This window comes from Streptomyces sp. ALI-76-A (assembly GCF_030287445.1).
In the GTDB taxonomy this organism is placed as follows: Bacteria; Actinomycetota; Actinomycetes; order Streptomycetales; family Streptomycetaceae; genus Streptomyces.
In genome coordinates, this window is the sequence record NZ_JASVWB010000002.1 from 2360201 (window position 1) to 2378780 (window position 18580).

The 18580-nt window shown below is 72.1% G+C and carries 16 protein-coding genes and 2 pseudogenes; 7 read left to right on the forward strand and 11 right to left on the reverse strand.

Features of this window, described 5'->3' with window-relative positions:
- The first annotated feature begins 52 nt into the window (after nt 1-52).
- A complete protein-coding gene (locus tag QQS16_RS11565) occupies nt 53-559 on the forward strand; it encodes an HNH endonuclease (protein WP_286061540.1) in 507 nt (168 codons plus the stop codon).
- 72 nt (nt 560-631) lie between these two features.
- Here the strand turns inward: QQS16_RS11565 and QQS16_RS11570 are convergent, their stop codons facing one another.
- The 3 genes from QQS16_RS11570 to QQS16_RS11580 all read right to left on the reverse strand — a co-directional run bounded on the left by QQS16_RS11570 (nt 632) and on the right by QQS16_RS11580 (nt 3045).
- On the reverse strand, nt 632-1582 hold the full coding sequence (locus QQS16_RS11570) for an SPFH domain-containing protein (protein ID WP_286061541.1): 951 nt from the start codon (nt 1580-1582) through the stop codon (nt 632-634).
- 139 nt (nt 1583-1721) lie between these two features.
- Nucleotides 1722-2153, reverse strand: coding sequence for an NfeD family protein (locus QQS16_RS11575; protein ID WP_286061542.1), 432 nt, complete (start codon nt 2151-2153; stop codon nt 1722-1724).
- 94 nt (nt 2154-2247) lie between these two features.
- The gene (locus QQS16_RS11580) at nt 2248-3045 is read right to left on the reverse strand and encodes an ABC transporter ATP-binding protein (protein ID WP_286061543.1); all 798 of its coding nucleotides are present in this window, start codon (nt 3043-3045) and stop codon (nt 2248-2250) included.
- 151 nt (nt 3046-3196) lie between these two features.
- Between QQS16_RS11580 and QQS16_RS11585 the strand changes: the two genes are divergently transcribed.
- On the forward strand, nt 3197-3985 hold the full coding sequence (locus QQS16_RS11585) for an Rv1486c family protein (protein ID WP_286061544.1): 789 nt from the start codon (nt 3197-3199) through the stop codon (nt 3983-3985).
- A 173-nt stretch (nt 3986-4158) separates the two neighbouring features.
- On the opposite strand, the pseudogene QQS16_RS11590 reads toward QQS16_RS11585, so the two are convergent.
- From QQS16_RS11590 to QQS16_RS11605, 4 genes and pseudogenes are all read right to left on the reverse strand, one after another.
- A pseudogene (locus QQS16_RS11590) lies at nt 4159-4397 on the reverse strand (chaplin).
- Between the two features lie 187 nt (nt 4398-4584).
- A complete protein-coding gene (chpE, locus tag QQS16_RS11595; protein WP_286061545.1) occupies nt 4585-4830 on the reverse strand; it encodes a chaplin ChpE in 246 nt (81 codons plus the stop codon).
- 157 nt (nt 4831-4987) lie between these two features.
- Complete coding sequence (locus tag QQS16_RS11600) at nt 4988-5629, reverse strand: response regulator (protein ID WP_286061546.1); 642 nt, start codon at nt 5627-5629, stop codon at nt 4988-4990.
- Nucleotides 5622-6767 carry a GAF domain-containing sensor histidine kinase gene (locus tag QQS16_RS11605; RefSeq protein WP_286061547.1) on the reverse strand — a complete coding sequence of 382 codons (1146 nt, stop codon included), beginning with the start codon at nt 6765-6767 and terminating at the stop codon, nt 5622-5624. The genes QQS16_RS11600 and QQS16_RS11605 overlap by 8 nt, the downstream gene beginning before the upstream one ends.
- Nucleotides 6768-6953: 186 nt before the next feature.
- Here QQS16_RS11605 and QQS16_RS11610 point away from each other — a divergent pair, with 186 nt between their 5' ends.
- The 3 genes from QQS16_RS11610 to QQS16_RS11620 all read left to right on the forward strand — a co-directional run bounded on the left by QQS16_RS11610 (nt 6954) and on the right by QQS16_RS11620 (nt 9860).
- A complete protein-coding gene (locus QQS16_RS11610) occupies nt 6954-7649 on the forward strand; it encodes an SDR family NAD(P)-dependent oxidoreductase (RefSeq protein ID WP_286061548.1) in 696 nt (231 codons plus the stop codon).
- A complete protein-coding gene (locus QQS16_RS11615; protein ID WP_286061549.1) occupies nt 7646-8776 on the forward strand; it encodes an S-adenosylmethionine:tRNA ribosyltransferase-isomerase in 1131 nt (376 codons plus the stop codon). Before QQS16_RS11610 ends, QQS16_RS11615 begins: the two co-directional genes overlap by 4 nt.
- Nucleotides 8777-9074: 298 nt before the next feature.
- Entirely contained in the window at nt 9075-9860 is a 786-nt protein-coding gene (locus QQS16_RS11620; RefSeq protein ID WP_286061550.1) for a transglycosylase SLT domain-containing protein, read from the forward strand.
- A 93-nt stretch (nt 9861-9953) separates the two neighbouring features.
- Here QQS16_RS11620 and QQS16_RS11625 read toward each other — a convergent pair whose 3' ends face one another.
- Complete coding sequence (locus tag QQS16_RS11625; RefSeq protein WP_286061551.1) at nt 9954-12503, reverse strand: ABC transporter ATP-binding protein/permease; 2550 nt, start codon at nt 12501-12503, stop codon at nt 9954-9956.
- 240 nt (nt 12504-12743) lie between these two features.
- Between QQS16_RS11625 and QQS16_RS11630 the strand changes: the two are divergent.
- Both QQS16_RS11630 and serB read left to right on the forward strand, forming a co-directional pair.
- A pseudogene (locus QQS16_RS11630) lies at nt 12744-14348 on the forward strand (streptophobe family protein); the annotation flags it as partial.
- Nucleotides 14349-16079: 1731 nt separating this feature from the next.
- Entirely contained in the window at nt 16080-17294 is a 1215-nt protein-coding gene (serB, locus tag QQS16_RS11635; RefSeq protein ID WP_286061552.1) for a phosphoserine phosphatase SerB, read from the forward strand.
- Nucleotides 17295-17373: 79 nt separating this feature from the next.
- Here the strand turns inward: serB and QQS16_RS11640 are convergent, their stop codons facing one another.
- The 3 genes from QQS16_RS11640 to QQS16_RS11650 all read right to left on the reverse strand — a co-directional run bounded on the left by QQS16_RS11640 (nt 17374) and on the right by QQS16_RS11650 (nt 18468).
- Nucleotides 17374-17892, reverse strand: a complete 519-nt coding sequence (locus QQS16_RS11640) for a SixA phosphatase family protein (protein ID WP_286061553.1) — start codon at nt 17890-17892, stop codon at nt 17374-17376.
- 65 nt (nt 17893-17957) lie between these two features.
- Nucleotides 17958-18164 (reverse strand): hypothetical protein, encoded by a 207-nt coding sequence (locus QQS16_RS11645; protein ID WP_286061554.1) that lies wholly within the window; start codon nt 18162-18164, stop codon nt 17958-17960.
- Between the two features lie 187 nt (nt 18165-18351).
- A complete protein-coding gene (locus tag QQS16_RS11650; protein ID WP_086023195.1) occupies nt 18352-18468 on the reverse strand; it encodes an SGM_5486 family transporter-associated protein in 117 nt (38 codons plus the stop codon).
- Nucleotides 18469-18580 lie beyond the last annotated feature (112 nt).

The window sequence follows — 18580 nt, forward strand, 5'->3', positions numbered from 1 at the left end:
TGATCCCAGTCCGCCATGGGGTGGGCGGGTGCGCACGGGAGGTGGGCTGGTCATGCGGGACACGTTGGTGCTGAACGCGAGCTTCGAGCCGCTGTCGACGGTGACGTTGAACCGAGCCGTCGTTCTGGTGCTTCAGGACAAGGCCGTCGTCGAGCAGTCGCACCCCGAACTGCGTATGCGCGGAGCCGCGGTCGACATACCGGCGCCCCGGGTGATCAGGCTGTGCCGGTACGTGAGGGTGCCGTTCCGAAGACAAGCACCGTGGTCGAGGCGGGGTGTCCTGGTACGTGACCGGCACAGGTGCGCGTACTGCGGCAGGCGGGCGACGACCGTGGACCACGTGCTGCCGCGGTCGCAGGGTGGTCAGGACACCTGGCTGAACACGGTGGCCTCGTGCGCCGAGGACAACCACCGCAAGGCGAACCGGACTCCGCAGGAGGCGGGTATGCCCCTGCTGCGGGAGCCGTTCGAGCCGACTCCGGCGGGCGCGATGCTGTTGACCCTGGCCCAGGACGACCTGGCCGCGCTGCCGGACTGGCTGGCTCAGCCCGCCGCCTAGTCCGCGCAACGAGGCTGGGGCCCACCTCCGTCGGAGGTGGGCCCCAGCCTCGTTGCGCGGATGAACGAGCCGTCAGTCGATCGACGGCTTCTCCCGGCGTTCCGTGCCCCCGCCGTTGTCGGAGGAGCCGCCGCCCGAACCTCCGCCCATGCCACCGAAGTTGCCCATGGCGCCGGACAGGCCCTTGAGGGCGTCGCCGATTTCGCTCGGGACGATCCAGAGCTTGTTGGCGTCGCCCTCGGCGATCTTCGGGAGCATCTGGAGGTACTGGTAGGAGAGGAGCTTCTGGTCCGCGTCGCCGGCGTGGATCGCCTCGAAGACCGTACGGACCGCCTGGGCTTCACCCTCGGCGCGCAGGGCGGCGGCCTTGGCCTCGCCCTCGGCACGCAGGATCTGGGACTGCTTCTCGCCCTCGGCGGTGAGGATGGCGGCCTGGCGCGTGCCTTCCGCGGTGAGGATCGCGGCGCGCTTGTCCCGGTCGGCGCGCATCTGCTTCTCCATCGAGTCCTGGATGGAGGTGGGCGGCTCGATCGCCTTGAGTTCCACGCGGTTGACGCGGATGCCCCACTTGCCGGTGGCCTCGTCGAGGACTCCGCGCAGGGCCGCGTTGATCTCCTCGCGGGAGGTCAGGGTCCGCTCCAGGTCCATGCCGCCGATGATGTTGCGGAGCGTGGTGACGGTGAGTTGCTCGATGGCCTGGATGTAGCTGGCGACCTCGTACGTCGCCGCCCGCGCGTCGGTCACCTGGTAGTAGATGACCGTGTCGATGTTGACGACCAGGTTGTCCTGGGTGATCACCGGCTGGGGCGGGAACGGCACGACCTGTTCGCGCAGGTCGATGCGGTTGCGGATGGTGTCGATGAACGGAACGACGATGTTGAGTCCCGCGTTGAGGGTCCGCGTGTAGCGGCCGAACCGCTCGACGATCGCGGCGCTTGCCTGCGGGATGACCTGGATCGTCTTGATCAGTGCGATGAAGACCAACACCACCAGAATGATCAAGACGATGATGACCGGTTCCATCGTGCTCCCCGTACCCTTCTCCGCCTCGGCGCTTTCGGAAGATCTTATGGTTGTTGAAGATCTTGCTGGTCGAGTGTGTCAGACCGTCGCGTACCTCGTGGGCGTTCCGTTCAGTTGCGTCATGTCCCCACTGACGTGGTCACATGACGATCGCGGTGGCGCCCTCGATCTCCACGACGTCCACTTCCTCGCCCACCTCGTAGGCGCGGCCGGTGTCGAGGGAGCGGGCCGACCAGATCTCGCCGGCGAGTTTGATCCGGCCGCCGGTGCCGTCGACGCGTTCCAGGACGAGGGCTTGTCTGCCCTTCAACGCGTCCACGCCGGTGACGAGTTGGGGTCGCTGTGCGCGATGGCGGGTGGCGATGGGCCGTACGGCCGCGATGAGGGCGACCGAGACGACGGCGAAGACGACGACCTGGACGACCGCACCCCCGCCCAGGGAGGCCGCGACCGCGGCGGCCACGGCGCCCACGGCGAGCATGCCGAGTTCCGGCATCGCGGTCACCACGAGCGGGATTCCGAGCGCTGCCGCGCCGATGAGCCACCACACCCATGCGTCGATGTCGTTCACGTGGTCATGGTAGGTCCGCGGGTCCCGCCTCCGACAGGGCGCCGAGGCCTTGAACGGCCTTTTCCGTCCCGGAGTTTCAGACCGCGTCGCGGGTTCAGGACAGCGGAAGGCCGTGTGCGGTCCAGCGCTCGCCGACCTGTTCGACGACGAGCGGGAGGCCGAAGCAGAGGGAGAGGTTGCGGGAGGTGAGTTCGAGCTCCAGCGGGCCGGCGGCGAGCACCTTGCCCTGCCGGATCATCAGGACGTGCGTGAAGCCGGGGGCGATCTCCTCGACGTGGTGGGTGACCATCAGCATCGAGGGGGCGATCGGGTCCCGGGCCAGGCGGCCGAGCCGGCGTACGAGGTCCTCGCGGCCGCCGAGGTCGAGGCCGGCGGCGGGCTCGTCGAGGAGCAGCAGCTCGGGGTCGGTCATCAGGGCGCGGGCGATGAGAGTGCGCTTGCGCTCGCCCTCGGAGAGCGTGCCGAACCGGCGCTCCAGGTAGTCGCTCATGCCGAGGCGGTCGAGGAAGGCTCGGGCGCGCCGCTCGTCGATGTCCTCGTACTCCTCCTGCCAGCCGGCGGTCATGCCGTACGCGGCGGTGAGCACGGTCTGCAGGACGGTCTGGCGCTTGGGCAGCTTGTCGGCCATGGCGATGCCGGCCATGCCGATGCGGGGGCGCAGCTCGAAGACGTCGGTGCCGGGGGTGCCGAGGGTCTCGCCGAGGATGGTGGCGGTGCCCTTGCTGGGGTAGAGGTAACTGGACGCGACGTTCAGGAGGGTGGTCTTGCCGGCGCCGTTCGGACCCAGGATGACCCAGCGCTCCCCCTCCTTCACCGACCAGGAGACCTGGTCCACCAGAGCCCGGCCCTCGCGGACCACGGATACGTCCTGAAGCTCCAGAACATCGCTCATGAGCGCGTTGTCTCCCCTTGCAGTGTGGCCGGTCTCGGCTGTCGCGTTCGCCTGTGGCTCGGTCCGCCGCGCCGGTGGGCGCAGCCCTTCAGGAAATCTACGCCACCGGTCGGCCGCTCCCATCCATCGGTCCGGTCCTTAGGGTGGGGGGATGCTTTCGGAACCACGCTCTGGACTTCTTGCCGCTTGGGGAAATGCCCTGTTGGCCGGACTTGTGTCGCCGGACGACGCCGTGCTCGCGATCGTCGGGGACGACGCGGTGCACCGGGTCGAGGGGCTGCCGGACGAGTCGGCGCCGGTCGGTCTCACGCTCGCGCTGGGGCGGCTGCGGTCGCTCGGGGTGGTGGGGCTGCGCGTGGCGCTGCCCGCGCCCGGTCATCCGCTGGGGCTGAGCGGGCCGCCGGAGTTCAACGCGCGCGCGTTGGACGCCGCGGAGGCGGTGATCTGTCACGGGGCGGCGCTCGGGTTGGTGCCGGAGGTGTACGAGGCCGGTCCCGCGGGTGATGTGCATGTCGAGGTCGTGTGGCATGTGCTGCCCGTGCGGGAGGCGCCGCCCGCGGACGTGCCGTCGCTCGGGGAGGCCGAGCGGGAGCTGGCGGAGGCGCTGCGGGAGGCGACCGAGGTGCTCACCCGGTTGGACGTGGCGGGGTCGGGGCCGGTGGCGGAGGCCGCGGTCGGGGCGTACCGGGCGCGGGCCGAGCGGGGGCGGGAGGTGCTGGCGCCGGGTTATCCGCCGCGTGCGGTGCGGGTGCTGGAGTTGGCGCAGCGGGTGGGGCTGCTCGTTTCGCTGGCGTACGACCACGGGCACGGGGCCGCGGTGAGTTCCGCGGAGATGGCGGCTCGGGCTGAGGCGTTGCGGCCGGTGGAGCGGACGGCTCGGCGGGCGCAGGTGGCCGCGTACAACGCGTATGTGGAGGAGCGGGAGAGAGGGGCTCGGTGAGCGCGGGTCCGGGAGGTGCCCGGCGGTGCTCCTCGGTGGCCGTCGGCGCGGCCGGTACCGACCCGTAGCGCCCGCCCGGGCCGCTCCGGGCGCCGCGAGGGCCCGTCATGACGCGGAGAAGGGCTCCCCGGAGTCGTCCTTGACTATGGGAGCCCTTCTTCGGCCGACTGGTGTCAGTCGTCCACGCACGCGTTGCCGAAGGCGGGGTTGAGCAGGGCGATGATGTCGACGGCGTTGCCGCAGAGGTTCACCGGGATGTGGATCGGGACCTGGACGACGTTGCCCGACAGGACGCCCGGCGACTTCACGGTCGCGGCGTCGGCACGCGCGTCGGCGACCGCGGCACCGGCGGAGGCCCCGTGGCGATACCGGCGACGGTGAGGGCCACGGCGGCCTTCTTGGCGATGTTCATGAGAAGTGCTCCTCCTGCGTGTACGTGTCCGACCCGGCCACGGGTCGTGCGCTGATCAACGCGGGAGGCGTCGGCGACGGCACGGGCATTCGAGCACTCCTGCCCGTTCGGATCATGGGACGACAAGCGGACCGGCCTCCCGGGTGGGGCCGGGAGGCCGGAAGTCGCTGCCGTTCGGCGGCCGGTGTCAGTGGTTGACGCCGAGGTTGCCGAAGGCGGGGTTCAGCACGCCGATGACGTTCACGCTGTTGCCGACCGCGTTCACCGGGACGTGCACCGGGGCCTGGACGAGGTTGCCCGAGACGACGCCCGGGGAGCCCACGGCCTTGCCGTCGGCCACCGCACCGTCGGTGGCGGAGGCCATACCGGCGCCGGCGGCGATCAGTCCGCCGGCCATCATCGTCACGGCCGCCGCCTTCTTCAGGTTCTTCACTTCTGAGCCCTCCCTAGTGGTCGCCGCGACACTCGCCGCGGCACGCACTGGAGAACGGCCGAGGACCGTGAAGGATGCGCCATCCGGGGGACATTCCCACGACGGTATGAATCTCAGTCCGGAACGGGACGCTCCGTGTTGCCGTACGGAGAGCCTTTCAGCCGGTCACGCCATGGCGTACGGCCCACAGGGCGGCCTGGGTGCGGTCGGCCAGGTCGAGTTTCATCAGGATGTTCGAGACGTGCGTCTTGACCGTCTTCTCGGAGAGGACCAGGGCGCGGGCGATCTCGCGGTTGGAGCGGCCGTCCGCTATCAGGGCGAGCACCTCGCGCTCCCGCTCGGTGAGTGAACCGCTCCTTCCCTGGCCCGAATTGGTCTCCTCCTGGGACAACAGGGCACCCGCTACCTCGGGTTGCAGAAGGATGTGGCCCGCGTGCACGGAGCGGATGGCGCCGGCCAGGGCGTCCGGGTCGACGTCCTTGTAGACGTAACCGGCGGCACCCGCGCGCAGGGCCGGGACGACCGTGCGCTGCTCGGTGAAGCTGGTGACGACGAGGACGCGCGCGGGGTTGTTCAGTTCGCGGAGTCTGCGCAGGGCGTCGACGCCGTCCATGCCCGGCATCTTCACGTCCATGAGGACGACGTCGGGCTGGAGCTCCTCCGCGCGGGCGACGCCCTCGGCGCCGTCGGCCGCCTCGCCGACGACCTCGATGTCGTCCTGCACTTCGAGGAACGTGCGCAGTCCCCGGCGGACCACCTGGTGGTCGTCCACGAGCAGCACCTTGATGGGGTCAGCCACCGGGCACCTCCATCTCGATCGTGGTGCCCTTGCCGGGCGCCGATTCCACGGTCAGCGTGCCACCGACGCCGCTCGCGCGGTCCCGCATGGAGACCAGGCCGAGGTGGCGTCCCGCGCGGCGGGTCCCCTGGGGGTCGAAGCCGCTGCCGTCGTCCGTCACCCGCAGGACGGCTCCCTTGCCCCGCCGGTCCAGGGTCACGTCGACGTGCTCGGCGCCCGAGTGCCGCAGGGCGTTGTGCAGGGCCTCCTGGGCGACGCGGAGCACCGCCTCCTCCTGGGCGGCGGGCAGGGCGCGCACGCCGTGGCTCGCGAAGGTCACGCGCGCGATGTGGGCGCGGTCGAGCACGTGGATCTGGGTGCGCAGGGTCGCGACCAGGCCGTCCTCGTCCAGCTCTGCGGGGCGCAGCTCGACGACCGCGGCGCGCAGTTCGTCGGCGGCCTCGGCGGCGAGCGTGGCCACCTGCTGGAGCTCGCCCTTGGCCCGGGACGGGTCGCGGTCGACGAGGGCGGCGGCGGCCTGGGCCGTCAGGCGCAGGGAGAACAGTTTCTGGCTGACCGCGTCGTGCAGTTCGTGGGCGAGGCGGGACCGCTCCTCGGCGATGGTCAGCTCACGGCTGCGCTCGTAGAGGCGGGCGTTGGTGAGGGCGATCGCGGCGTGCTGGGCGAGGATGCCGAGGAGCTCCTCGTCCTCGGCGGTGAAACCGCAGCTGCCCTCCGGTTTGGGGCAGTTCTTGTTGGCCAGGAACAGGGCGCCGATGACCTCGTCGTCGTCCCGGATCGGCAGGCCCAGGAAGTCCGACATCTCGGGGTGGGCGGCGGGCCAGCCCTCGAAGCGGGGATCCTTGCGCACGTCGGACAGACGCTCGGGCCGGGCCTCGTGCAGCATCGCGGCGAGGATGCCGTGCTGGCGCGGGAGCGGGCCGATGGCCTTCCACTGCGCGTCGCTGACGCCGTCGACCACGAACTGGGCGAAGCCGCCGTGGTCGTCGGGGACGCCGAGGGCGGCGTACCGGGCGTCGAGCAGCTCGCGGGCGGAGGCCACGATCGTCTTGAGGACGTCGCGCACCTCCAGGTGCCTGCTCATGGCCAGCAGCGCGGAGCTGACCGCGGCGAGGCCGGACCGGGGGCCTTGACTCATGCCCCTCACCGTACCGGCGGGGTGTGACAGTCCGTATCGGACCTGTGGCGGCCGTCCCCTGGTCCGGTGGGCCTAGGCCGAAGGGCCTCGCTGGTTACGGCCCGCGTCGGAGGCGGGGCGGCCGGCCCGGTTCCTACGGTGAGGGCACGCCGATCAGGAGGCGTCGAGGACGAGGGGACGTGCGTCATGCCGGTAGCGATCATCACGGGGGCCTCGAAGGGGCTGGGGCGGGCGCTGGCCGAGGCGCTGGCCGGCAGGGGCTGGGATCTGGTGCTCGACGCCAGGGGCACCGAGGCCCTCGCGGAAGCGGCCCGGGCCGTGTCCGTCCATGGAACGCGCGTGACGGCGATGCCGGGGGACGTCACGGACGCCGGGCACCGCGCCGGGCTGGTGGCGGCGGCCTGGCAGCTCGGCGGGGTCGACCTGCTGGTGAACAACGCGAGCGCGTTGGGCGCCGAGCCGCTGGTCCGGCTGGCGGAGCTGCCCCTGGAGGGGCTGCGGCGGGCGCTGGAGGTGAACCTGGTGGCCGCGCTGGGCCTGGTGCGGGAGGCGCTGCCGCTGCTGCGGGCGTCCGAGGCGGGCACGGTGATCGCGGTCAGCTCGGACGCGGCCGTCGAGGCGTACGAGACGTGGGGCGGCTACGGGGCGTCGAAGGCGGCCCTGGACCAGCTCACGGCGGTGCTGGGCCGGGAGGAACCAGAGTTGCGGGTCTGGGCGGTGGACCCCGGGGACATGGCGACGGACCTGTACGCGGCGGCCGTACCGGACGACGAGGGTCCGCGGCCGGAGCCGGCGGAGGTGGTCCCGGCGTTCCTCCGGCTGCTGGACGAGCGTCCCGCGAGCGGGCGCTACGGGGCTCCCGCGCTGCTGGAGTCGCGATGACCCTGTCGATGGGGGTTCCCCCGGCCGGGCCCCTGCGGACGTGGGGGAGGGTTCCGCGGGAGCTGTCGGCGCGGGTGCCGGCCGAGCAGCGCGGGGCGGGGCGGGACCGGGACGCCGTCCGGCTGCTGGTGTCGCGGGGCACCGAGGTGGCGCACCACGCGTTCGGGGAGCTGCCGCGGCTGCTGCGGGCGGGGGACCTGTTGGTCGTCAACACGTCTCCCACCCTGGCCGCCGCCGTCGACGGGCGGATCGGGCACGCGCGCGTGGTGGTGCACTTCTCGACGCGCGGGGACGACGGGCGGTGGGCGGTCGAGCTGCGGGATCCCGACGGGAAGGGCACCACGCGCGCGCGGGCGGGCGGGCCGGCGGGGACGGAGGTGCGGCTGCCTGCGGGGGCCCGGCTGGTTCTGGAGGAGCCGGTGGCGAGGGGGAGCGAGCGGCTGTGGTGGGTCCGGGTGCCCACCGCGGGGGATTCGGGGGTCCTGGGGCTGCTGCGGGAGTACGGGCGGCCCGTCCGCTACTCCTACACGGAGCGGGACCAGCCGTTGTCCGTCTACCAGACGGTGTTCGCGCTGCCGTCGCCGGACGGGTCGGGCAGCGCGGAGATGCCGAGTGCGGCGCGGCCGTTCACCGCGCGGCTGGTGGCGGAGCTGGTGAGCCGGGGGGTGCAGTTCGCGCCGGTCTCGCTGCACACAGGAGTGGCCTCGGCGGAGGCGCACGAGCCGCCGTACCCGGAGCGGTTCGCGGTGCCGGAGGCCTCGGCGCGGCTGATCAACGCGGCGAGGGCGGGCGGCGGGCGGGTGGTGGCGGTCGGTACGACCGCTGTACGGGCGGTGGAGTCGGCCGCCGGGCCGGACGGGATCGTCCGGGCGCGTGCGGGGTGGACGGACCTCGTGGTGACCCCGGAGCGCGGGGTGCGGGTGGTGGACGGTCTGCTGACCGGGCTGCACGAGCCGGAGGCCTCGCATCTGCTGATGCTGGAGGCGGTCGCCGGACGGGCCGCGGTCGTCCGCGGGTACGAGGAGGCGCTGCGCGCGCGGTACCTGTGGCACGAGTTCGGGGACGTGCACCTCCTCCTGCCTGCGCAGGAGCCTCACACACAGCATTGCGTGCGCAACTCACGGTGAGACGACCGAGGGGCCGGTGTGACCCCGCACATAGGGCGCAGATCACCTACGAGGCGAAATAGGAGACAAAGAGGTACGCCCTGAACGGGACAGACGTCTTGGTCTGTCCCGTTTTGCCCCGGCTGATCCACTACCTGACTTCGTAGGTCACACCTTTGCCTGGGCATTTTGCGGCCGCTAAGAATTGCTCTCGTCGCTCAGCGCCGCGGGTTCCGCCCGCGGCGTTTGTGCCGGAAGCACCCGTGTCCCCCACCGGACGAAGAGCGACCTCCGCGCTACTCGAAGAGGTCCATTCCCCATGCCCAAGAACATCAAGACTCGAAGTCGTGCCCTGACCCGGACGCACAAGATCGCGATCGCCGGTGTCGCCACGCTCGGCGCCGCCGCCGTCGCGTTCACCGCCGTGCCGGGCGGACAGACGACCACCTCCGAGGCGTCCTCCGCGCCGGCGCGGGTGGCCTACAGCTCCGAGCAGCTCAAGGGCCTGCAGTCGGGTGTCACCGAACAGCTCGCGGGTGCCGGCCTTCAGGGCAGGGCCACCGAGGCCAAGGAGAAGGCTGAGGCGGCGGCCAAGGAGAAGGCCGAGGCGGCGGCGAAGGCGAAGGCGAAGGCGAAGGCGAAAGCCGACGCGGAAGCCGCGGCGAAGAAGAAGGCCGCCGAGGCCGCCGCCAAGAAGAAGGCCGAGCAGGAGCGCCGGGCCAAGGAGGCCGCGAGCCGGTCCGCCGAGCGCCCCTCGGTCAAGGCCGTCGCCGCGAAGACCTACGGCAACAACCTCGACGGCTGGATTAAGGAAGCCCTGGACATCATGAAGGCCAAGGGCATCCCGGGCTCGTACGACGGCCTGCACCGCAACATCCTGCGGGAGTCCTCGGGCAACCCGAACGCCATCAACAACTGGGACATCAACGCCATCAACGGCATCCCGTCGAAGGGACTGCTCCAGGTCATCCCGCCGACGTTCAAGGCGTACCACGTCTCCGGCACCTCGACGGACATCTACGACCCGGTCGCCAACATCACCGCCGCCGCGAACTACGCGGCCGACAAGTACGGCTCGATCGACAACGTCAACGGCGCGTACTGAGGCCGCGCGGACCTCTCCTGCGCCGAAGGGCGGCACCCCACCGGGGTGCCGCCCTTCGCCGTCCCGCCCGCGCCGCACGCGACGCGGCGGCGCTCACTTGCGCATGACCTCCGGCTCGTGGCGGCGCAGGAAGCGGGCCACGAAGAAGCCGCAGATCACGCCGAGGACGAGCAGGGCGGCCATGTCCATGCTCCAGGCGCCGACGGTGTGCTCCCACAGCGGGTCGGTGTCACCGCCGTCCTTGGGCGGGCTGATCTTGTTGAAGTCCAGCGTGGCGCCCGCGGCGGCGACCGCCCAGCGCGACGGCATCAGGTACGAGAACTCGTTGACGCCTACCGCGCCGTTCAGGGTGAACAGGCAGCCGGTGAACACGACCTGGATGATCGCGAACATGACCAGCAGCGGCATGGTCTTCTCGGCCGTCTTCACCAGCGACGAGATGACCAGGCCGAACATCATCGAGGCGAAGCCCAGCGCCATGATCGGGATGGAGAGCTCGATCATGGTGGAGCTGCCGAGGATCAGGCCCTGCTCGGGGATCTCCCGGCCGGCGAACCCGATGACGCCGACCAGCAGGCCCTGGAACACGGTGATCACGCCGAGCACGAACACCTTGGACATCAGGTACGCCGAGCGGGACAGGCCGGTGGCGCGCTCCCGCTCGTAGATGACCCGTTCCTTGATCAGCTCGCGGACCGAGTTGGCGGCACCGGCGAAGCAGGCGCCGACCGCGAGGATCAGCAGGACCGTGGTGGCCGTGCCGTTCGGGATGATCCGCCCGGTCTTCGGGTTGGCCGGGTTGGGCAGCAGGCTGTTGCCCGAGTCGATGAGCAGGCTCACCGCGCCCAGGACCGCCGGCAGGATCACCATCAGCGCCAGGAAGCCCTTGTCGGAGGCGATCACCGACGTGTAGCGGCGCACCAGGGTGATGAACTGGGACATCCAGCCCTGCGGCTTCGGCGGCCTCATCGCCTGCATCGGCGGCATCTGTACGGACTGTGGTGCGACGGCGTCGATGTCCGCGGCGTACATCTGGTAGTGCTGCGAGCCCTTCCAGCGGCTCGCCCAGTCGTAGTCGCGGTAGTTCTCGAAGGCGGAGAAGACGTCCGCCCAGGTGTCGTAACCGAAGAAGTTGAGCGCCTCCTCGGGCGGGCCGAAGTAGGCCACCGACCCGCCGGGCGCCATGACCAGGAGCTTGTCGCAGATGGCCAGCTCGGCCACGGAGTGGGTGACCACGAGGACCGTACGGCCGTCGTCGGCGAGGCCGCGCAGCAGCTGCATGACGTCACGGTCCATGCCCGGGTCGAGGCCGGAGGTCGGCTCGTCCAGGAAGATCAGCGACGGCTTGGTGAGCAGCTCCAGGGCAACGGAGACGCGCTTGCGCTGGCCGCCGGAGAGGGAGGTGACCTTCTTCTCCTTGTGGATGTCCAGCTTCAGCTCGCGCAGCACCTCGCCTATCCGGGCGTCCCGCTCGGCGCCCGTGGTGTCGGCCGGGAAGCGCAGCTTGGCCGCGTACTTCAGGGCCTTCTTGACGGTCAGCTCCTTGTGCAGGATGTCGTCCTGCGGGACCAGACCGATGCGCTGACGCAGCTCGGCGAACTGCTTGTACAGGTTCCGGTTGTCGTAGAGGACGTCGCCCTGGTTGGCGGGCCGGTAGCCGGTGAGCGCCTTCAGGAGCGTCGACTTGCCGGAGCCGGAGGGGCCGATGACCGCGATCAGCGACTTCTCCGGAACACCGAAGGAGACATCCCGCAGGATCTGCTTGCCGCCGTCCACCGTGACGGTCAGGTGGCGGGCCGAGAAGGAGATGTCACCGGTGTCGACGAACTCCTCGAGGCGGTCGCCGACCAGGCGGAACGTGGAGTGGCCGACGCCGACGATGTCGTTCGGGCCCAGCACCTGGACGCCGCCCTTGGCGATCGGCTGGCCGTTGACGTAGGTGCCGTTGTGCGAACCCAGGTCGCGGATCTCGTAGCGGCCGTCGGGCGTGGCGTGGAACTCCGCGTGGTGACGGGAGACCTGGAGGTCGGAGACGACCAGGTCGTTCTCCAGGGCACGGCCGATGCGCATGACGCGACCGAGCGAGAACTGGTGGAACGTGGTCGGGCTGCGGTCGCCGTAGACCGGCGGCGCCCCCGCGCCACCACCGGGAACGTCCTGCGCGTACTGCTCACCCGGCCCCTGCTGGTGCGGGACGTGCGGCTCGGCCTGCTGCGGCTGCTGCCAGGCGGGCGGCTGGGCCTGCTGCGGCGTCTGCGGCGGCGCCTGCTGGGCGGCCCAGCCCGGGTTCGCGCCCTGCGCCGCGTACGGCTGCTGGTGGGGCTGCGCCTGCGGCGAGGCGACGGCGTCCGCGGCGCCGGAGAGGTCCAGACGCGGTCCGTCGGTCGCGTTGCCGAGGTGCACGGACGAGCCGGGGCCGATCTCCACCTGATGGATCCGCTGCCCCTGCACGAACGTGCCGTTGGTGCTGCCGTGGTCCTCGATCACCCAACCCCGGCCGCTCCAGCTGATCGTGGCATGCCGCCAGGACACCCTGGCGTCGTCGAGCACCACGTCCCCCTGCGGATCACGTCCGAGGGTGTATGGCCTGGACGCGTCGAGCGTCCAGGTCCGTCCATTCAATTCCAGTACGAGTTCCGGCACTCCATGCCCCACTGAGTAGTCCCCCGAGTTACCCCCATCGCAGGGAGTCTAGGGATGTCGAACATCGTCGGGAACTATTTCAGGCTCGGCCCCCTGACCGAAAGTCGGGCCTTGTGAAGAAGGCGTCCTCCCGCTTCGGCCGTTTCCGTTGACGGGGTTGAAACCGGACCGGAGAGTGGTAATCCACGCGAGGGGGACATGCGCGGCCGCTCGGCCGCGCCGCGGATCGGGGGGTCTGCCATGAGTGCGTCCATGGACGGCGGGACCACACAGCACGGCACGAGGCTGCCCTGGGGCGACATCCTGCTGTCCGCGATCGCCGCGGTGAGCTGGGCGTTGATCGGGATGGCGGGAACCGCGGCGCTGGGCCTGCATCTGCTGGAGGCGGACACGGCGGCCTCTCTGGGGCCGATGACCGCGGCGGTGGTGGCCCTTGGGGCGGGTGGTTCCGTCACCCCGTCCGGCGATGTGTCCGCGTTCGGACTGACCGGCGCCGAGGCGACGACCGCCGTCGAGATCACGCCACTCGGGGTCAGCCTGGTGGGCGGGCTGCTGCTGTCGTGGTTCTTCCTGCGCTCCCTGCGTGCGGCCGGAGCGGTGATCGCGCCGTCCGAACTCCTCGCGCGCGCGGGCGCGGTGGTCGCGTTGTTCGTGGCGATGCTGGGCGGACTGGCCTGGGCGGGCCACGACGTCATCACCATCGACGGGAGCGCGCTGGGACTCGACGACCTGCCGGGCGGGAGCGGTGGCGTCGAGATCCCCGGGCTGGGTGACATCGGGGACGTCGGGGACATCGGAGGGCTGCTGCCGGACCAGATCGGCGGGCTGATCGACGCGCAGGCGGCGGTCGGCTTCACCGTCGACACCGCGCCGACGCTGCTCGGCGGGCTCGGCTGGTCGGCCGGCATCCTGCTGATCGCGCTGCTGGCCTCGCGCCGGAGTCCGCTGCCGCGTGGCTGGGAGGCCGTGCACCGAGTGGTCCGGCCGGCCGCGTCCGCCCTGGTCACGGTGGCGCTGACCGCGGTGGCCGCGGGGTTGGCGGCGGCGGTGTACGCGGCGATCGGCGACGACCATCCCCGGCGGGTCGCGGGAGCGGCGCTGCTGGGCGCGCCGAACGGGGTCTGGCTGGGCGTGCCGATCGGCCTGTTCGTGCCGTGGGACGGCCGGGCGACCGGCGAACTGACCCGGCTCCTCCCGGACCCCCTCGACGACCTCCTGGCGGGCGGCTCCGACCAGAACGTCACACTGGGCCGCCTGGCCGAGTTGGACGGCCGGGTGTGGCTGCTCGGGGTCTCGGCGGGACTGATGATGCTGCTGGCGGGGGTGCTGACGGCTGTGCGGACGCCTGTGGCGATGCCTGTGGCCGGGGTGGGCGGGGGTGCGGTGGGGGGTGCCGACGCGGGGGCCGGTTCTGGGGCCGGTTCCTGGGCGGGTTCGGGCTCGGGGGCGGCGGGTGCCGGTTCCGGGTCGGGGGCCGGTACTGGTGGGGGCCGGGCGGCGAGGATCTCCGCGGGAGCGGGGGTCGCTTCGGGTACGGCGTCGGCGCCGGCCGGGGGGTACGCGGGCGGGGCGCTCGGTGGTGCACGGGATCCCGGGGCACTCCGGTTCGCGGGGCGATGTGCGGTGCGGTTGGGCATGGCGACCGCGTTGGCACTGCCGCTGCTCGCGTGGCTGACGGAGGTGTCGGTGGACGCCTCGCTGTCCGTCCTGGGTTTCGACGCCTTCGGCGCCGGCATCGACCTGCACGGGCACCTCGGTGGGGCCCTGCTCCTCGGCGCCCTGTGGGGCGCGGGCGCCGGAGCCACCGGCGCACTGCTCGCGCGCGCCACGGGAGCGGCGGGGCGGCTGGCGGCGCCGCTGGCCCTGGGTGACGTGGCGGGAGCGGGGGGTGCCGGGGCGCCGGGGGCCGGGGGTGGTTGGCACGGGAGTGAGGCTGGGCTGCCGCACGGGGGTGAGGCCGGGCGGTCCTACGACGGTGCGCCGGCGGATCCGTACGGGAGCGGACGCGGGCAGTCGCAGGAGGGTGCGCCGGGCAGTGGGGGCGTGGCTGCGGCTTGGCCCGGGGCGGGAGGGCCGTACGCCGGGGGGCCTGGGCGGCGGCCGTACGGGGGTGGGCCTGAGAGCCGGCACTCGGCCGGGGCCGGGGAACCGTATGCCGGGGAGCCCGAGCGACCGTACGGGAGTGGGACTGGGCGCTCGTACGGGAGTGGGACTGGGCGCTCGTACGAGGGTGAGGCTGGGCGGTCGTACGAGGGTGAGGCTGGGCGGTCCTACGAGGGTGAGGCCGGGCGGTCCTACGACGGTGCGCCCGGAGATCCGTACCCGGGCGGACGTGGAGATCCGTACCCGGGTGGGGGTGGGCGGCTCCACTCAGGGGAGTCCGGCGGGGTGTACGAGGGAACCGGGAGGGCCGAGGGCGTAGGCGAGGCCGGCGAAGGCTCCTCGTACTCGGGAGATCCCGGTGACGCCTGCCCGGGTGACTCCGGTGGCGCGTACCCGGGTGACTCCGGGCCGTACTCCCCCGGTTCGCCGTACCGGCCGCCGAACCCGGCCACCAATCCGTATCTGCGGATGCCTGAGAGCACCCGGGAACCGGAGGACGCCCGTCCGCCGGAGGCAGGGCCAGAGCCCCGGGCCGGGCGGACACCCGCAGACGGGCCGCCGGCCGGAGAGCGGCCCCCCGGCTGCGAGGCCCCGGGCCCGGGCTGGGACTCCGGTGACAACAGGTCGGCGCGGGACCCTGGGTGGGGCGGTGGCCACGGAACAGGCCCAGGTCCCCGCTCGGCCGACGGTGCCGGCGCCGGCCTCGGCACCAGGGCGGCCGGAGGCTCCCGTGCCCCTGATGACCCCGCTGCCGCCCATGGCGGCGGCGCGAGCCGTGGGCCCGGCCCGGCGGTCGGTCCCGGTCAGCCGTACGGCCGGCCCCGGTCGGTCGGCAGCCGGCCCGGAGCGCCCCACAGTGGCGCCGGACCTGGCAGTGACGCGGCGGACGACTCCGCGGCGGCCCGTGACGACCGGCCATCCGGCGGGGCGCCGTGGTCCGACGGCCCGGCACCACCCGGTGACGACATGTACGGCGCGCCCACCGTGGCCCGGCCGCTCGATCCCCCTCCCCGGTCACCCCGACGGCCTCCCCCACCCACGTCCGGCGACCGCCCGACATCCGGACCGGACGACGAGCCACCACCACCTCCGCCTCCCCCGCCACCTGGAAGGCCGAGGGGACGACGGTGACGGTCCTCCCTCGGCCCGCCGCGGACCTGGCCTGATCCGGGCATGGTGACCAGGCCGGGCCGGCCCCCCAGCAGCCACCGCCGCACCCCCTGCGCCTCTCCCGGGCCCCCGCCACCGAACCGCGTCCGAACCCCCGCCCCCGCCCAGTCGCCCCACACCCGACCCCCGGTCGCGCGGACTCCGGCGGCCCAGTCGGTCCGTCCCCGACACCTCGGTGGCCGCACCCCGCATTCGTGGTCAAGACGTAAGGTCAGGGCCACCGACCCGCCATCCAGTGTTCCGTGTCCGTCAGCCGGACCTCGGAGGCGGCAGGCACTGCGTGCCGGATACGGTGGGAGCACCATGAGCGCTTCGCAGACTTTGTCCTCTGACGCCCCCACCCTTCTCGTCAAGATATTCGGGAAGGACAGGCCGGGCATCACGGCCGGACTCTTCGACACCCTTGCCGCCTACTCCGTCGACGTGGTCGACATCGAGCAGGTCGTCACCCGTGGCCGGATGGTGCTGTGCGCGCTCGTGACCGCGCCGCCCCGCGGGCTGGACGGCGATCTGCGGGCCACCGTCCACAGCTGGGCGGAGTCGATGAGGATGCAGGCGGAGATCATCTCCGGGCTCGGTGACAACCGGCCGCGCGGTCTGGGGCGTTCCCTGGTGACCGTGCTCGGGCATCCGCTGACCGCGGAGGCGACGGCGGCGGTCGCCGCCCGGATCACCCGGACCGGCGGCAACATCGACCGTATCTTCCGGCTGGCCAAGTACCCGGTGACCGCGGTGGAGTTCGCGGTGTCGGGCGTGGAGACGGAGCCCCTGCGCACCGCTCTGGTGACGGACGCGGCGGCGCTCGGCGTGGATGTCGCCGTCGTCTCGGCCGGTCTGCACCGGCGGGCCCAGCGGCTGGTGGTCATGGACGTCGACTCGACGCTCATCCAGGACGAGGTGATCGAGCTCTTCGCCGCGCACGCCGGCTGCGAGGAGGAGGTCGCCGAGGTGACGGCGTCCGCGATGCGCGGGGAGCTGGACTTCGAGCAGTCGCTGCACGCGCGCGTGGCGCTGCTCAAGGGGCTGGACGTCTCGGTGGTGGACAAGGTGCGGGCCGAGGTGCGGCTGACGCCGGGGGCGCGCACGCTGATCCGCACGCTGAAGCGGCTGGGCTTCGAAGTCGGTGTGGTGTCCGGTGGGTTCACCCAGGTCACCGACGACCTCAAGGAACGGCTGGGGCTCGACTTCGCCCAGGCCAACACGCTGGAGATCGTCGACGGGAAGCTGACCGGCAGGGTCACCGGGGAGATCGTGGACCGCGCGGGCAAGGCCCGGCTGCTGCGCCGGTTCGCCGCGGAGGCGGGCGTACCGCTGTCCCAGACGGTGGCGATCGGTGACGGCGCCAACGACCTGGACATGCTCAACGCGGCCGGACTCGGGGTCGCCTTCAACGCCAAGCCGGTGGTGCGGGAGGCCGCGCACACCGCGGTGAACTTCCCGTTCCTCGACACGGTCCTGTATCTGCTGGGCGTCACCCGCGAAGAGGTCGAGGCGGCGGACGCGCACGAGGAGGCCTGAGCGGTCCCGGATCTCGTACGCGGAAGGGGCCCGGCGCCGTCGCGCCGCCGGGCCCCTTCCGCCTGGAGCGGGGGTCGCGTCAGTCGGACGGCGCCCAGTAGTCGAGGAGGGTCGCCGCGCCCGGCTCCAGGGCCTTCCAGGGGCCGCTGAACGACAGGACGGCGAAGGCGGCGGCCGGGAAGCCGCGGCGGCTCATCCGGTCCCGGGCGTCGCCCTCGGCCGAGCCGGCCAGGACGTCGGCGAGACCCTGGATGCCCGGGTTGTGGCCGACCAGGAGGATGTTCTGCGCGTCGTCGGGGGTCTCGTTGAGCACGGCGATCAGTTCGCCGGGCGAGGCCTCGTAGATCCGCTCTTCATAGACCGTCTTCGGCCGGTGCGGGAATTCATGGACGGCGAGCTTCCAGGTCTCGCGGGTCCGGACCGCGGTGGAGCACAGGGCCAGGTCGAAGGAGAGACCGGTCTCGGTCAGCCTGCGTCCGGCGACTGCGGCGTCCATGCGGCCCCGCTCAGCGAGCGGCCGCTCGTGGTCGGTCACCTGTGGCCAGTCGGCTTTCGCATGCCGGAAGAGGACGATCCTGCGGGGTTCTGCGTCGCTCATGGGATCCAGCTTCGCATGAAACAGGCCATGAGGCGCAGGGAGTTGGCGGGTCGCTCCGGCGGTGTTCAGCGCGATATCAGCTGCTGGAGGCGCTCGAAAAGCAGGGTGAGCGTGGGGTCGCCGGTCGCCGCCCGGGCATCCGCCGGATCAAGGATCAGCGTCAGGAGCACGACGAACGCGAGCGTCGGCAGGGCGAGGGCCCACCAGGGCAACCGGATGTCGACGCCGCCCCGGGAGGCCGGGTGGGGCCGGGTGTGCGTAGGGGCCGACATGGGTGCCTCCGCTGGTCTTCGAGTGGTCCGTGGCCCGCCTCGGGCGGCCACATCTCGAAGTTACGGAATCCGCGCCCCTCAACCCATCCGGTGATCCACCCAGTTGACCCTGACACTCACCCCCTAGGGGATGGTGGTGCCAGCCCCACCATGGGTCCGCGGACGCGCACACCGGGCACGCGCGCGGTCAGGGTGAGGCGATCGTCGCGATGATGGCGATGATCACGAAGATGGCGAAGAACGAGCCGAAGACCAGCAGCATCTTCTTCTGGCCGTTCTGGGGGTTCGGATCGAGCACAGGCATACGGCAAGTCTCGCATCCGCTGCCGACCGGATGCGCGCCGGGGCGGGGTCAGCCCGCCTTCGGGGGCGGCCCGGGGCCCGCCCCCGGGGTCAGGGCCGCGGGGGGGGCGTCC

What these genes read in the sequence shown, in the direction of transcription:
- QQS16_RS11565 (WP_286061540.1), top strand. Translation starts at nt 53, where the DNA reads ATGCGGGACACGTTGGTGCTGAACGCGAGCTTCGAGCCGCTGTCGACG.
- QQS16_RS11570 (WP_286061541.1), bottom strand. Translation starts at nt 1,582, where the DNA reads ATGGAACCGGTCATCATCGTCTTGATCATTCTGGTGGTGTTGGTCTTC.
- QQS16_RS11580 (WP_286061543.1), bottom strand. Translation starts at nt 3,045, where the DNA reads ATGAGCGATGTTCTGGAGCTTCAGGACGTATCCGTGGTCCGCGAGGGC.
- QQS16_RS11585 (WP_286061544.1), top strand. Translation starts at nt 3,197, where the DNA reads ATGCTTTCGGAACCACGCTCTGGACTTCTTGCCGCTTGGGGAAATGCC.
- QQS16_RS11605 (WP_286061547.1), bottom strand. Translation starts at nt 6,767, where the DNA reads ATGAGTCAAGGCCCCCGGTCCGGCCTCGCCGCGGTCAGCTCCGCGCTG.
- QQS16_RS11610 (WP_286061548.1), top strand. Translation starts at nt 6,954, where the DNA reads ATGCCGGTAGCGATCATCACGGGGGCCTCGAAGGGGCTGGGGCGGGCG.
- QQS16_RS11615 (WP_286061549.1), top strand. Translation starts at nt 7,646, where the DNA reads ATGACCCTGTCGATGGGGGTTCCCCCGGCCGGGCCCCTGCGGACGTGG.
- QQS16_RS11620 (WP_286061550.1), top strand. Translation starts at nt 9,075, where the DNA reads ATGCCCAAGAACATCAAGACTCGAAGTCGTGCCCTGACCCGGACGCAC.
- serB (WP_286061552.1), top strand. Translation starts at nt 16,080, where the DNA reads ATGAGCGCTTCGCAGACTTTGTCCTCTGACGCCCCCACCCTTCTCGTC.
- QQS16_RS11640 (WP_286061553.1), bottom strand. Translation starts at nt 17,892, where the DNA reads ATGAGCGACGCAGAACCCCGCAGGATCGTCCTCTTCCGGCATGCGAAA.
- QQS16_RS11645 (WP_286061554.1), bottom strand. Translation starts at nt 18,164, where the DNA reads ATGTCGGCCCCTACGCACACCCGGCCCCACCCGGCCTCCCGGGGCGGC.
- QQS16_RS11650 (WP_086023195.1), bottom strand. Translation starts at nt 18,468, where the DNA reads ATGCCTGTGCTCGATCCGAACCCCCAGAACGGCCAGAAGAAGATGCTG.